This is a genomic window from Cerasibacillus sp. JNUCC 74, from assembly GCF_053667775.1.
Genome location: NZ_CM132207.1, coordinates 2,948,710 through 2,962,424 on the forward strand (window position 1 = coordinate 2,948,710; position 13,715 = coordinate 2,962,424).

Consider the following 13,715-nt stretch of genomic DNA (forward strand, 5'->3'; position numbering starts at 1 on the left):
GGAACACATACACCTTATTTTGCTTTACTTGTTTTTTAAGATAGATAATGTAATGAAGCGAACTTTCATTCAAATTTACAGTATATCTTTTTAAAAAATTGTTCTTTGTCCCCCCTTCGACCTCCACTATATTTTCCAAGCCCCCCTTATGTAGTATTATATCATTTCTCCAGTACTTTTAATGTTTGATCCATCTGTTACGTTAAGAAAATTTACCTAATCGTTGATTTTCCGATTTTTATTTTTTTCATAATGGGCCAACTAGCGATTTTCTTTATAATAGATGATTTCTGTGTACATAAACAGCGGCCTGTGTACGGTCATTGACTTCTAGCTTGGCTAAAATATTACTAACATGTGTTTTAACAGTCTTAATCCCAATATATAAATGATTACTTATCTCCTGATTCGTCATGCCATTTCCAATACATAGCAGAACCTCCAATTCGCGTTCTGTTAAACTATCATGTCGCTTCTTTTCCCCCTTCTGAAAATTGGACACTAATTTTCCAGCAACCTTTGGCTCAATAACGTTCACTCCTTTATACGCTTTTTTAATTGCATCTGTGATCTCAACAGCTGAGGAAGTTTTTAACATATAGCTAAAGGCGCCTGCCTGTAATGCTGGGAAAACTTGCCCATCATCATAATAGCTTGTAAGGATAATTATCCGACAATCTGGAAGCTCTTGCATCATCTCTTTGGTCGCTTCAATACCGTTTCCATTATCCATGATTAAATCCATTAACACAACATTGGGTCGTGTATTCCTGATTATTTTCACACCATCTTGCCCATTTGCTGCCTCTCCAACCACTTCTATTTCTTTATCTGTTTGCAAATAAGCAATGATACCTTTTCTTACAATTTCATGATCATCTACCACTACAACTCGAATCATGTTCTTCCCTCATTTCTAACAAGGTATGCGAATATCGATATAGGTTCCAGCAGCATCATTAGAACGAATAGTAAAGGTTCCTCCGAGCTCTTCCGAACGCTCCTTCATTGTTTTTAGTCCATAAGATGCTTTTTTTTCTTGATGAACATCAAATCCACTTCCATTATCACTAATATGGATAAATAATTCATTCGATTTCCGTAATATATGGGTAATTACTTTCGTGGCATTAGAGTGACGCAAAATATTAGACATTGCTTCTTGGACGATTCGAAATACATGCTCCTCCATTGTTTCTGTTAAATCAAGATTTTCTGAAATAGATAGTTGAAAATCAATCCGACACTTTTGTTGCAATTCGTTTACTAGTTTTTTAATGCCCTCAGCTAATGGCTCTCCTGACAGATGGACTGGACGTAAATGTAATAGTAAAGCACGCATTTCTGCCTGTGATTGGAGCGCAATTTTTGACACATCTAGCACCTGTGACTTAGCTAATTCTGGTGAGTGATCAAATTGCTTAACTGCTGCTTCTGACAACATCGTTAGCGCAAATAACTGCTGGCTTACTGCGTCATGTAAATCTCTTGCTATTCTTTGTCTTTCTTCAATAACTGCCGTTTTATAGGAAGCTTTTGCCATATCGGCCTTTTCATCAGCCATTCGCTGCAATGATTTAACTTGATTTTGCAAATTCTCTCCTAATTCGTTTAACTCACTGGCAACTCTTGTCATTTCATCTCCTTCATTGAAAAATAGTCGTGACTGGTAATTGCCATTAGCAAATTGAGTAATTTGTGTAGATAAGTAATCAAATCGATACTTTAAATTTCCCCCTGCTTTGAATCCTGCATAAATAGAGACAATAAAAGCAATCCCAAAATATAAAGCAATGCTTAGAAAAATACTTTCCACTGTTAACCATGTTGGTTTAAATAAAACATAAAGGGATAGGATGATCGATAACATTAAAATGAAAGTAAGAAACATTCCATACAAATGAGAACGGATATAGCTGTAGCGGAGACTAACAAAGCGGCGATTCATTTAGAGTTTCCCCCTACACATAATCTATCCTGATAGAACCTGCTTTTAACTTTATGGTAAAGTCAATCTTTCGAATAGTAGAGTCATAATCTTCACTTTCATAAGTGATGGTCCGGTTAATAATTCCCTCTACTTGCTGACCGAGTACATTAATCTCACCTGCTCGTACAGTTGCATCTACGCGAAATGCGATATTTTCCGTCATTAATATCGTCACATCCCCAGCTAAAGAACGGATGCTAATGGGAATCTCTTTTTCCGGCATAAATGCTTTGGAAAAGTCAAAATAAAAATCTCCAGCCATATTATATAGATGTAAAGGCTCAACCTTCCAATTTGGACTTGAATATTCATGGCTTCCTATAGAAAACATAGATGAACGGGGGTTATGTGTTTTCGGTCTATCCAAATTTCTCCATGAATACGTACCGATTATTTTGCTCTCTTTTAATACAGTGATACCAATATAAATAATGAGTAATGGCCATAATTTAAAAATATCTTTAAACGTAAAATGAACCATTTCAAATCGATCCAATAGTAGTAATATTCCAAAGAGAAGGAAAAATGAGCCTGCTGCCCAGCTTCCTCCTTCTTTTTTGAAGTAGGCAATGAACCATTTTCCTCCAGCCATGACAAAGAAAATAGGATAAATATATAGCCAAATATAGTAAAAATCAAACGTAAGGAAACCTAAATTGAACAGAACGAGCAGAACCCCAATCACAATGAGAGAAACTGCGATAAACATTCGAGTAATACCTTTCAATATTTTCACCTCTATGAAGAAGAACCAAGCGTACGAAGCCGCTTATTCTTTAAACTAAATAGCGCAATGATAACGATAAAGCTACCACTAGTCATCATGATTTGCTGAACACTTACTCCGATAGCAATTAATAGTGAAGTGACTATATAAGACACTGGAATTAAGCCAGTAGATACGGTTACAAGTAAGCTCATCATTCTTCCTAACATTCGTTTATCTGTCGTTTTTTGTAAAATCGTAAATACCGGAATATTAACTAACTGTAATAAGAAAGCCATTAATAATACAAAGCCTGCACTTAACCACAAATAGTGGGACATCCCATTTAAAAAATATAAACACCCTAACGACATTATACTATATAATAATATCATTCTAGGCTTTTTAATATTTTTTATCGATAAAAATATTGCACCTAACATTGCACCTGCCCCCATAGACGTCTGGATAACAGCTAAACTAATAGAGTTTCCGGCAAATACATCTTTGACAATTATAGGCATACCAATGGAAAAAGGACCAGCAAAGAAAAAATTAATGAAAAAGGCGATAAAAACGATTGACATAATTAATTGACTTTGTCGTGCATAAATAAACCCTTCCTTTAAATCTTCCCAAGCTGAATTTTTTTCGTTTTCTGCCTCTTCTGTTTTTGATAGTTGAATAAATAGTACAGTAATAGAAGCAATAAGAAGCATGATGCATCCAACAGTGAAAACCCCCATAAATCCAAGTACAGCAATTAACGTCCCTCCAAGTGCTGGGCCTAAAATTGGGCTTATTTGTATCGTCATTTGAATTAGTGAATTTCCTCTTTGTAGCTGATCTTCTTCTAATAATAAAGGAGTTAATGAATTAGTAACCGGGTAGCTAAACGCATCAGCTATCCCAAATAACGCAGCTAATATAATTAAATGCCAAGCAGTAACAGCATCAAAATAGAGGAATAAAAGAAGTGAACCAATTAATAAAGCCCTTAACAAATCAGAAAAAAATAGAATGGTTCGCTTATTAAAACGATCTGCTACAATTCCGCCAAGTGCTAATAATAATAAGCGTGGTACAGAAGCAGCAAAAAATAACATACCAAAATAAAAACGATTTTCACTCAATGTTAGCATTAACCACTCTGCACCGATTAAGTATACATAATATCCAGGTGCTGAAAACAAAGAGCTAATAAATAACAATAAAAAATTTCGATTTTTAAAAATAGGCAATGCCTGATTTTCTTGGACAATGATAGTCATTCGTAAGGACTCCCTCCAATAATATAGATTAAGCTTATCTCTATCTTCCTTGAGGGGAAACGTTCCTTAGATTGTTATTCAATCAGCCTCGAGACTGAAATAACTGTTTCTTTCTCAACTGCTTATAAAGATATATCAAACCATTTAAACATAAAAAGCCGATAAAGAATCCGGCGATAACGTCCGTTAAATAATGAACATTAATAATGTATCTGCTCATACCAATCAAGATAATAAGGAAGGAAAAGAAAGTAACAATCCATCGCTTCTTCTTGATAGTGTTAACTTTCTGACTAAGAAAGTAAGCTGTTAAGCCATAGCAAACAATTGAAATCATCGCATGTCCAGATGGAAAACTATGCCCTTCTGCATTGGCTGCTGCTAAAATACTAGGACGCTCACGTTCCACCAGCTGTTTAATTGCAACATTGAAATAATGTGTAAACAGCGTACCAAAGCTAATAACCAGTGCTGGTAAAATATTGCGATATAGCCACCAAATTACAAAGGACATCATAATAACAAAAGGAGTCGTAAAAGTGGATGAACCTAGTTCTGTAATCCAACGAAAAATGGTATAAACCATTGTATCTTCCAGTTGCTCGACAGGACCACGTGTCCACTTGTCAATATAAGGAATTCTATTATGAAACAATTGGTACATCCAGATTCCAATAATAATACTTAGTAAAGCAATAAAGAACATTTTTTTATTCATAGCGATCCCTCCTATTTGTTCATCATACCCAAATTTATGTTTCAAAAAAACTAGGGTAGGGAAATAATATGTATACTAGTTATTTCATGAAAGGATGGATAACATATGGAAAAAGAGCTACAAGAATTAATTGATGGACTAAATGAAGACCTTGCTAATGAATACGGAGCTGTGATTCAATATACGTACAGCGCTTCTGTCGTTAGCGGCTTATACCGTTCCGCACTTAAGCCATTCTTTGAAGCTGAAATCAGTGACGAATTAGGCCATGCACTTTACTTATCGGAAAAAATCAAATCACTAGGTGGAACGCCTACTACTAAAGCAGCTGAAATACCACAACCTACAGAAGTAAAAGATTTATTAAAAGCTACACTGCAAGCAGAAACAGATACAATTAAACGTTATGAACAACGTAAAAAACAAGCAGAGGCACTAGGATACACCGAGCTTGTTGTAAAGCTAGAAGATCTTATTGCAGATGAAACACATCATAAAGAAGAAATTGAACGTCTTTTAAATGACCCTCGTTTAGCATAAGACAAGTAAATCGTTCATGAAGTGCTATGGTCTCGCCTGCACTTCTTCTCTTAGTGCCAAGAAGGTTTGATGATAATTCACATCACGTTAACTAAGTATAAGAAAGAGGCTAACTATATAAAGTCAATAAGTTTTTAGCAATAAATTTAGCATTTTCCATTAGAAGTATTGGAGCATGGCAAATAAGCTTGATGATTTGTGAATTTCAAATGAATCATTAAGCTTATTTGTAGTGTAAAATCTGAGGTTATTGCAACGCTATTTACCATAGCTTCTCTTTTTTTACATTACACACGTACTTCTTTATATGATTCACCGGTCTGCAGTAAATGGAATATCACTCTTATTAATTTCTTCGCTACATGGCTGAGCACCACGTTATAGTGCTTACCCTCAGCTAGCTTTTTCTCATAGTATGCCTTGAACGTTGGTGAATAAATGGCTATTAATCGTGATGCATGATACATCGCCCAGCGAAGATGAGGAGATCCGCGTTTCACCATTTTTCCAGGGCCCCTATAGTTACCAGACTGATAAATGGATGGTTCCATTCCTGTAAAAGCCAATAGCTGACTCGGGTGATTGAAGTTGTGGATATCTCCTATTTCTGCTATGATTGTACTACCGAGTCGATAAGAAATTCCGGGAATGGTTACGATTGGTGAATTGAGTGTATCCATCATTTCTTGAATTTTTTTATCGACTTCTTTTATTTGCTTTTGATACAAATAGAGCTGTTCTATGGTTTGAATTAATTCAAACTCCGTAATATCAGAATAATACCCAATACTTTCTTTCGCTAGTCGTTTAAGCTCTTGAGATTGCAGACTACTGTTGTTCGCTCCCAATAATTTTGAAAGTGTTTGTTCATGAGCCTTCGCAATTCTCTTGGGGCTTGGGTATTTTTTTAATAACTCCATCATGTAGTTAGAATAACGAACCTGACCGTAAGCAGCCAATTCAGGAAAGCTTTTTTCTAAGACTCGAGTATATTGGGTTTTAAGAAGAGCTTGATGTTTTCCAAGCCGCCTTCTATATCTGGTTAGTTCTTTAAGCTCTAGGGTTACCTTATCTTGGACCTCTTCCCTTTTTTCGAAGTCACCCATTAATTTTTTTGCGATTACTAAGGCATCTGCTTTATCCGTCTTTGTCTTTCTCAAGGTGTGAATTTTGGAGAATTCCTTGATTAAGATTGGATTATAGCGAAAAACTTGGTAATTCTTTCCCCTCAAAAATTGTAGAATAGAAACATTATAATGGCCAGTATCTTCCATCGCTATCTGGCATTCTTGCGCTACTTCTGTCTGTAAACGACGAAGTGTTTCATGAAGTTTTTGAAACCCTGATTGACTATTCGATATAACTAAATCCTGTTCGTAGATTCTACCTCCATTATCCATGATTGCCACTTGGTGTTTATGCTTGGCTACGTCAATCCCCACATAAATCATTGGTTTACTCCTTTCGTATTGTCTATTACGCTGTGCTTCAAGCCACGCACTCCTTGTTCTGTATCCTTGTATGAAATCAAACGTCTAGCGTTATCTAACTGATTAACAGATAAACAAAGAGCTGTGGTTAGACTCTCTAAAAACCAGTTACTAAAAAGTACTGTAGGCAGGGTTACTAATCCACAGCGTTGCTTTCAGTATAAATTACTATACAAAAAAAGCACAAGAGGTAGCGAACCTCATGTACTTAATATACAAGGCTGGGACATAAGCAAATACGAAATAGCACAAACCGAACAATTTATTTATAATTGTTCGGTTTGTTTGTGTTTAAAAAACTTGGCTTATCGCCAAGTCTTTAGCGAAAGCCATCGTTTTTCTTATACGATAAAGTGAAACTTCATTCAGTAGGAGTTTTCTTCCATCTCCTACTGAATGTTAGTCCCTGAGGGGGTATGACCTAAAGGCCCTTAAACCAATCGGGCATTAGGTGCCGTTAACTACCGCTTAGACCCTTTGTATCCTCAAGTTCTTAAAGTTGGAGATTATGGCACCTTACATGCGGGATAAAGCCTAAAATTTTATACTTTACTATAGTACAAGGATTATTTATTGGTCGTTTTTTAATCAGCTGTTTTCGTTATGTCAAAGCCTGTATATGAAGTACATGAGGTTCGCTACCTCTTGTGCTTTTTTTGTATAGTAATTTATACTGAAAGTGCTGTGGATTAGTAACCCAGCCTCTTTATTTTTAAGCTAACTTCTGTTTTACATACCCTTGCACAAATAAAGCAGCAAACAATGAACCGCCGATGAAAGCAGCAATTGCCCCTAAATACTCACCCATTACTAAAAATACGATGGAGAATAATCCAGTTTGCAATAAACTTAATTGTAAAAGGAACTTTAACAGTGACTGTTGGCGTATCTTCTGAACGATCGGGTACAGATCAATCCACATAATTGTCCGATGATGCTGGTATAGCGCCATCATTTGGAAGCTGCTTAAATAAATAAACAAAATCGCAAATACAACTTTCAACCAAATTGGTGGAATAAAATAGATGATCATTCCGCCTATCACTAACAACCGTACATACATTCCCAAATAATCACCACTGCGAATAAAGGTAATACGATATAAATAGTCGTATGTATGTTTTTTTAAGAAAGGAATGCGACCTGCCATTTGAACAAGCCAATGTCGCTTCTTCACACGACTTTTCAAATGTGGAACATCTGTAAACATATTTGCTAATCGGTAAAAGGCTTGCATTCGATTACGGTCTTTTTCCACTAATACGTCCCAAAGGATTCCAGGTCGCTTAGTAGCTATTTGAAAGTCATACAAAAATATGATTACAAATAAAATCGTGGTAATACCAGCTAATACCATATCTGAGACAATAATAAAGTAAAAGGCAGCTATATTTAAGCCTATTCTTACGATTAAATCCAAACGTCTTAACATAGGTTCCCTTATTCGAAGCATCCACCAATTGGCAGTTAAATTAGCTAGCTTAAACAATAACAAAAGAGCAATGGTGACCAAATATGTGCTACCGTCACGCTCCGAAAAGACCGTTGTATATAATGGTCCAAGCGCTGCTGCTGCAAGTAATACGAGATATAACTGAATTATATAACTATAGAATAATGCATTACGGAAATAAGCTTTCATCTTATGCTCTGCCGGAATAAGAAAAACAAGATCAGGTTCTTTTAATAATGTTCGAACAGGGCTGTAGCTAGCGATTAGACCAAATACAATTCCAATAACCCAAGCAGCGGGAAAATTTTCTGGGATTTGCAATAGCCATTTTTGATAATAAAACGCAATGGCAGAGATAAAAAAAAGCATCGCAATCGCTATATGACCATTAAAAATATAGCGTAAATATCGACTAGTTTCCTTTAGATGTGCTGAAAAACGTTGTTTAAAGAATGCATGCGAATCAAACATGACTATCTTCTTCCTTTGTTAATTGTACATATAAATCATCTAAGGTTGCATCTGGCATTTTAAAACTATCTTGTAAAGCCTGTAAAGTTCCGTTAGCACGAATTTTGCCGTCGTGTAAAATAATAAAACGATCACAATACCGCTCCGCTGTAGCTAGAATATGAGTCGACATGAGTACGCCAGATCCTTTCTGTCTCATCTCTTCCATAAGCTGGAGATAGGACTGAATCCCAAGCGGGTCTAAACCTACAAATGGCTCGTCCACTATATATAATGGCGGTTCAATTATAAACGCACACATGATCATAACCTTTTGTCGCATCCCCTTCGAAAAGTGAACAGGAAACCAGTTTAGCTTTTTTTCCATCCGAAACTCTTTTAATAGCGGAGACAATCTTTTTTCAAAAACAGCCTCTGGTATATCATAAGCCATTGCTGTTAAGCGGAGATGTTCGTAAAGGGTTAGTTCATCATAAAGAATCGGCATTTCGGGAATATAAGCCATTTGGCTGCGATACTTTTCCGGATTTTCTCGATATGTTTTTCCATTTACCATAACTTTTCCTTTTTTAGCTTGCATGAGACCAATGACATGTTTAATTGTAGTACTTTTGCCGGCTCCGTTTAAGCCGATTAATCCAACAATTTCTCCTGGCTGAACATCAAAAGAAATGCCGTGTAATACATTTTTATGAGTATATCCTCCATAAAGATCATCTATATGTAATAATGCTTCCACATCCGATCCTCCTCTTCGTATTGTTTATATTTTATCATTTGTCCAAAAGAAAACCAAAACAAACTGTACGTTTTTTTTCGACATATATAGACGTAACTACTAAGTACATACGATTTTATTTTATATCAGGTAAAATGAGCTAACGAATTATTTCATTGGCCTGTTTCATGCACCTCTTATTTCTATTACAGACACACCAATGCTCAGGAACTACGTCACCTTGGGACGACTCGACAGGACTGCTTGTTAACTTTGCAGCAAGGACGATCTGATCCGTTCTTGATCCCTTTCTTTTCTTATTAAACACGCATTTTTTTAGAAATCCTCAAAGTTTTTTTAAAAAACGTGTATAATTACATAACTTCTGTAAAGAATAATGGTTGAAGGCACAAGGATGCAAAACAGTTCACTTTAACCGATAAATTTTTCGTGTCTTCAAAATAAAGTAAGGTTCGTTTAACTCAACACACAAATGATGTGTTAGTGATGAATATCTAGCTGCATTTTGGTAAAAAGCACAAAAATGAGTTGTTGGTGAATGATAATCTAATGCTTTAACCTTACAACTATTTCCTATCATGGAAACTGTCAAAAAAGGTTATTGTAAACAATTCAATCAAGCAGTGATGCTCTATTGAACATATTGTTTACAATGTCCCCACATTAGAATGAGCATCCAATAGCCTTCAGAAAGAGCTAGTTCCATTAAAAATGGGACTGGCTCTTTTCAATTAGACATTTTAAGAAAACAAGCGATTTTTTAAAGACAGGATTTATGCCGTCTTCACGAATATAGACATGTATGTTGTCTTTGTGCTATTTAGACATTTTCTCTCATATTTTTTTAAGTACATAAAAAAATTCTATTGACAAAACGTTTTATCATTTGATCATTAGTTAGATGTAACATCTCCATTTAAACCTAAACGGGAGGGAATGTGTTGAAGAAAATAATCACATTTGGGAGCATTAACATGGACTTATCGATACAGACAAACCGTATTCCAAACAACGGGGAAACGATATATGGTAGTGATTTTTTTCTATCCCCCGGAGGAAAAGGTGCTAATCAAACCGTAGCAGCTGCTAAAAGTGGTGCCCAAACGTATATGATCGGCGGGCTGGGTGATGATGTATATGGAATACAGTTATTAAACACATTAAAAGGATATTGTGTTAATTGTAATTATATCGAGTCCTTCCCCAATACGACTAGTGGCGTTGCAGTCATTATTAGGAGCAAAGATGATAATCGAATTATACTAAATGGTGGAGCAAATCATTTATTGGATCACCGCCATATTGACCCTGTCTTAGCAAATATCGCAAGTCCAGGAGATATTTTTCTTACCCAATTTGAGAACGATTACGATACTGTTCTCTATACGTTAGCAAAAGCGAAAGATAAGGAATTGTGGACTATATTTAACCCTGCTCCTGCTAATGAAATACCTGATACCATTTATCCTAAAATAAAACTATTGATTATTAATCAATGGGAGTGCAAATTTTTATCTGGTATATATCCTACGAAGGAGAGCGACTACAAACAAGCAATTACTTTCTTCCAACAAAAGGGAGTGCATTCCATTTTAATCACTTTAGGCTCTGAGGGAAGTGTATTTGGGAATAAATCGACATATATTTTCATCCCAAGTATTTCTGTCCAAAGTGTAGATACCACTGCTGCCGGAGATACGTATATAGGTGCACTTGCGTATTCTCTTTCATGTAATCACTCGATTAAAACGAGTATGGAATATGCAACAATGGCCGCTGCTTTAACCGTTTCAAAGCAAGGTGCACAAGAATCAATTCCGACAAAACAAGAAGTAGAGAACTTTAAATTAGAGCTATATCAAGGAGGAAATCAACATGAATAAACGACCAATTATTATTGACACTGATCCGGGAATTGACGATGCAGTTGCATTAGCGATCGCTTTATATAGCGATTATTTAGAAACAAAGTTAATTACTACCGTTGCCGGAAATGTAAGCCTTGACAAAGTAACGAATAATGCTTTGAAGCTGGTAACATTTTTCGAAAAAGAAATTCCTGTTGCTAAAGGAGCAGAACGGCCATTAATAAAAGAGCCGATTGATGCGAGTAATGTACATGGTGAATCTGGTTTGGACGGTTATACTTTTCCTGAACCAAATCAAGCATTGTTATTAAAAGAGCATGCTGTAAATGCCATGTACCAGACCATTATGGAAAGCAAGGAACCGATCACGCTTGTACCGATTGGTCCTCTAACTAATATTGCTTTACTTTTACGATTATATCCAGAGGTAAATGAAAATATTGCAGAAATTGTCCTTATGGGAGGATCTACTACAAGAGGGAACTCTGGTGTAATGGCTGAATTCAATGTTCATGCGGACCCAGAAGCAGCAAAAATTGTTTTTCACAGCGACATCCCTATTGTTATGGCTGGTTTAGATGTTGGTTGGAAGGCGCTTATTTATCCAGAAGATAGTGAAAAGCTTAAAGAAATAAATGAAACTGGAAAGATGATTTATCAGTTATTTCAGAAATACCGCGGTGGAAGCATGAAGACCGGCTTAAAAATGTATGATAGCTGTGCAATTGCATATTTATTAAGACCGAAAATGTTTACCGTAAAAGAAACCTATGTGGATATTGAATTATCTGGAACATTAACAGCGGGTTGTACTGTAACAGACTTAAAAGGCTATTTAAATCAAGCTCCTAACGCAAAAGTTTGTGTTGATATCGATGAAGATCAATTTAAACAATGGTTTTTAAGCAGTCTAAAGAAATGCAACTAAGACAAGAAAGCAGAGGTACTTTATTATGACAGAAAACCTAATTATGTATGGTTCAACCATTTTGGCTGTTGCTATTATCATCTATATGTTAATTAAAAAAATGGATATCAAAATTGCCCTATTCTCGATTGGAACGGCCCTCATTCTAATTAGTATTGGCATGGGGCATGAAATTGCCTTTCCCGATTTTGAGTCAACCGGCTCTTTACTGCTCGATCCGTTACAAGTAATTGTTCAGCAATTTAAAGATACGTTTGTCCAAGCAGGGCTTATTATCCTTATGCTTGGAGGGTATACAGCTTATATGTCATCCATCGGTGCAAATGATGTGACCGTGCAAGTGTTAACTAAGCCGATTAACAAAATCAAATCCGTCTACATTTTGGTACCAGTAGTGTTTTTATTAGGCAACCTACTTTCGCTTGTTATTCCTAGTGCTTCAACATTAGCCATTTTATTGCTAGCAACCTTGTATCCCGTACTAAAACAAGCAGGAATGTCCGTATTAAGTATTGCTGCAATTATTGCTACATCAGCTACCATTATTCCAACACCTTTGGGAAGTGACAATGTAGCGGTAGCAGAAGAATTTGCTAAATATACTGCATTTGCTGATATGTCAGTAAGTGATTATGTTTTTAATTATCACGCTGCCGTATCGATTCCATCTTTACTATTTATTGCCATTATCCATTATTTTTGGCAAAAACGAATGGATAAAAAATCGGTTACTGTTACTTCTGATGAACAAATAGAAGTAACAGAGGTAGAAAAGGTAAAAAGCGGGAAGCTTTATAAAACCGTTTATGCTATTTTACCAATATTCCCAATTATATTACTCCTTATTTCATTTATTTTAGATCTTGCAACTGGGATTACGTTTTCCATAAATGTTGAAATTGCCGTTGTTGCTTCTATAATTATTAGCATCATTTGTGAATTGATCAGACATAAAGGAGACAAAGCTGTATTAGCTAATACGGAGAAGTTCTTTGAAGGTATGGGTAGAGCCATTCCGATTGTTGCATTAATTGTCGCTGCTTCTGTTTTCGTAACAGGGTTGAAATCAATTGGCTTAATAGACGCGCTACAATCAACAATGCAAAATTTCCACGGACAAGGTCTTAACTTTATCCTGCCGTTAATTCTTGTTCTGTTTACTGCACTCATTGTATTGTTAAGTGGTAGTGGCATAGCTTTGTTCTTCGCGATGGTTCCGTTAATGGTTCCTTTAGCAGAAGCAGCTGGAATTAGTCCGATTGCAATCTCCGTTCCGATGGGATTAGCAGGGAACTTATTTAGAGCTGTTTCACCGGTTGCACCTGTAGTGTTGATTATAGCTGGAACCTTAAAAATTGAACCGCTTGATATTATTAAACGGACCTCCGTGCCAATGATTGCAGGTGTAGTGTGTATGTTCATTCTGTCAATGATTTTCTTTTTATAAGTAATGTTTAAATAGAAGGTCGAGGCGGTATAACCAACCTTTATAAGTGATTACAATGGAACATCCCCCTATTTATATGTAAAATAGGTTTGAA

General features: G+C 35.9%; 12 protein-coding genes. 4 read left to right on the plus strand and 8 right to left on the minus strand.

Features of this window, described 5'->3' with window-relative positions:
* Positions 1–274: 274 nt before the first annotated feature.
* From JNUCC74_RS13195 to JNUCC74_RS13215, 5 genes are all read right to left on the minus strand, one after another.
* Positions 275–901: a response regulator transcription factor gene (locus JNUCC74_RS13195; RefSeq protein ID WP_454065711.1), complete on the minus strand. Its 627-nt coding sequence runs from the start codon at positions 899–901 to the stop codon at positions 275–277.
* 15 nt (positions 902–916) lie between these two features.
* On the minus strand, positions 917–1,948 hold the full coding sequence (locus JNUCC74_RS13200; RefSeq protein WP_454065712.1) for a histidine kinase: 1,032 nt from the start codon (positions 1,946–1,948) through the stop codon (positions 917–919).
* Positions 1,949–1,961: 13 nt separating this feature from the next.
* The gene (gene liaF / locus JNUCC74_RS13205; protein ID WP_454065713.1) at positions 1,962–2,726 is read right to left on the minus strand and encodes a cell wall-active antibiotics response protein LiaF; all 765 of its coding nucleotides are present in this window, start codon (positions 2,724–2,726) and stop codon (positions 1,962–1,964) included.
* A gap of 2 nt (positions 2,727–2,728) precedes the next feature.
* Positions 2,729–3,967 (minus strand): MFS transporter, encoded by a 1,239-nt coding sequence (locus JNUCC74_RS13210; protein ID WP_454065714.1) that lies wholly within the window; start codon positions 3,965–3,967, stop codon positions 2,729–2,731.
* An 82-nt stretch (positions 3,968–4,049) separates the two neighbouring features.
* Complete coding sequence (locus JNUCC74_RS13215; RefSeq protein WP_454065715.1) at positions 4,050–4,685, minus strand: phosphatase PAP2 family protein; 636 nt, start codon at positions 4,683–4,685, stop codon at positions 4,050–4,052.
* Positions 4,686–4,790: 105 nt separating this feature from the next.
* Here JNUCC74_RS13215 and JNUCC74_RS13220 point away from each other — a divergent pair, with 105 nt between their 5' ends.
* On the plus strand, positions 4,791–5,225 hold the full coding sequence (locus JNUCC74_RS13220; RefSeq protein WP_454065716.1) for a ferritin-like domain-containing protein: 435 nt from the start codon (positions 4,791–4,793) through the stop codon (positions 5,223–5,225).
* A 287-nt stretch (positions 5,226–5,512) separates the two neighbouring features.
* Here JNUCC74_RS13220 and JNUCC74_RS13225 read toward each other — a convergent pair whose 3' ends face one another.
* The 3 genes from JNUCC74_RS13225 to JNUCC74_RS13235 all read right to left on the minus strand — a co-directional run bounded on the left by JNUCC74_RS13225 (position 5,513) and on the right by JNUCC74_RS13235 (position 9,378).
* Positions 5,513–6,676, minus strand: a complete 1,164-nt coding sequence (locus JNUCC74_RS13225; RefSeq protein ID WP_454065717.1) for an IS110 family transposase — start codon at positions 6,674–6,676, stop codon at positions 5,513–5,515.
* Positions 6,677–7,427: 751 nt separating this feature from the next.
* Positions 7,428–8,639, minus strand: a complete 1,212-nt coding sequence (locus tag JNUCC74_RS13230) for an ABC transporter permease (RefSeq protein WP_454065718.1) — start codon at positions 8,637–8,639, stop codon at positions 7,428–7,430.
* Positions 8,632–9,378: an ABC transporter ATP-binding protein gene (locus tag JNUCC74_RS13235; RefSeq protein WP_454065719.1), complete on the minus strand. Its 747-nt coding sequence runs from the start codon at positions 9,376–9,378 to the stop codon at positions 8,632–8,634. The genes JNUCC74_RS13230 and JNUCC74_RS13235 overlap by 8 nt, the downstream gene beginning before the upstream one ends.
* 941 nt (positions 9,379–10,319) lie before the next feature.
* Here JNUCC74_RS13235 and JNUCC74_RS13240 point away from each other — a divergent pair.
* From JNUCC74_RS13240 to dcuC, 3 genes are read left to right on the plus strand one after another with little or no spacing between them, the layout of a single operon-like run.
* The gene (locus JNUCC74_RS13240; RefSeq protein WP_454065720.1) at positions 10,320–11,261 is read left to right on the plus strand and encodes a ribokinase; all 942 of its coding nucleotides are present in this window, start codon (positions 10,320–10,322) and stop codon (positions 11,259–11,261) included.
* The gene (rihC, locus tag JNUCC74_RS13245) at positions 11,254–12,174 is read left to right on the plus strand and encodes a ribonucleoside hydrolase RihC (RefSeq protein WP_454065721.1); all 921 of its coding nucleotides are present in this window, start codon (positions 11,254–11,256) and stop codon (positions 12,172–12,174) included. The genes JNUCC74_RS13240 and rihC overlap by 8 nt, the downstream gene beginning before the upstream one ends.
* A gap of 25 nt (positions 12,175–12,199) precedes the next feature.
* Positions 12,200–13,621 carry a C4-dicarboxylate transporter DcuC gene (gene dcuC, locus JNUCC74_RS13250; RefSeq protein ID WP_454065722.1) on the plus strand — a complete coding sequence of 474 codons (1,422 nt, stop codon included), beginning with the start codon at positions 12,200–12,202 and terminating at the stop codon, positions 13,619–13,621.
* Positions 13,622–13,715: the final 94 nt, after the last annotated feature.

What these genes read in the sequence shown, in the direction of transcription:
- JNUCC74_RS13215 (WP_454065715.1), bottom strand. Translation starts at nt 4,685, where the DNA reads ATGAATAAAAAAATGTTCTTTATTGCTTTACTAAGTATTATTATTGGA.
- JNUCC74_RS13225 (WP_454065717.1), bottom strand. Translation starts at nt 6,676, where the DNA reads ATGATTTATGTGGGGATTGACGTAGCCAAGCATAAACACCAAGTGGCA.
- JNUCC74_RS13210 (WP_454065714.1), bottom strand. Translation starts at nt 3,967, where the DNA reads ATGACTATCATTGTCCAAGAAAATCAGGCATTGCCTATTTTTAAAAAT.
- JNUCC74_RS13195 (WP_454065711.1), bottom strand. Translation starts at nt 901, where the DNA reads ATGATTCGAGTTGTAGTGGTAGATGATCATGAAATTGTAAGAAAAGGT.
- JNUCC74_RS13220 (WP_454065716.1), top strand. Translation starts at nt 4,791, where the DNA reads ATGGAAAAAGAGCTACAAGAATTAATTGATGGACTAAATGAAGACCTT.
- JNUCC74_RS13230 (WP_454065718.1), bottom strand. Translation starts at nt 8,639, where the DNA reads ATGTTTGATTCGCATGCATTCTTTAAACAACGTTTTTCAGCACATCTA.
- rihC (WP_454065721.1), top strand. Translation starts at nt 11,254, where the DNA reads ATGAATAAACGACCAATTATTATTGACACTGATCCGGGAATTGACGAT.
- dcuC (WP_454065722.1), top strand. Translation starts at nt 12,200, where the DNA reads ATGACAGAAAACCTAATTATGTATGGTTCAACCATTTTGGCTGTTGCT.
- JNUCC74_RS13200 (WP_454065712.1), bottom strand. Translation starts at nt 1,948, where the DNA reads ATGAATCGCCGCTTTGTTAGTCTCCGCTACAGCTATATCCGTTCTCAT.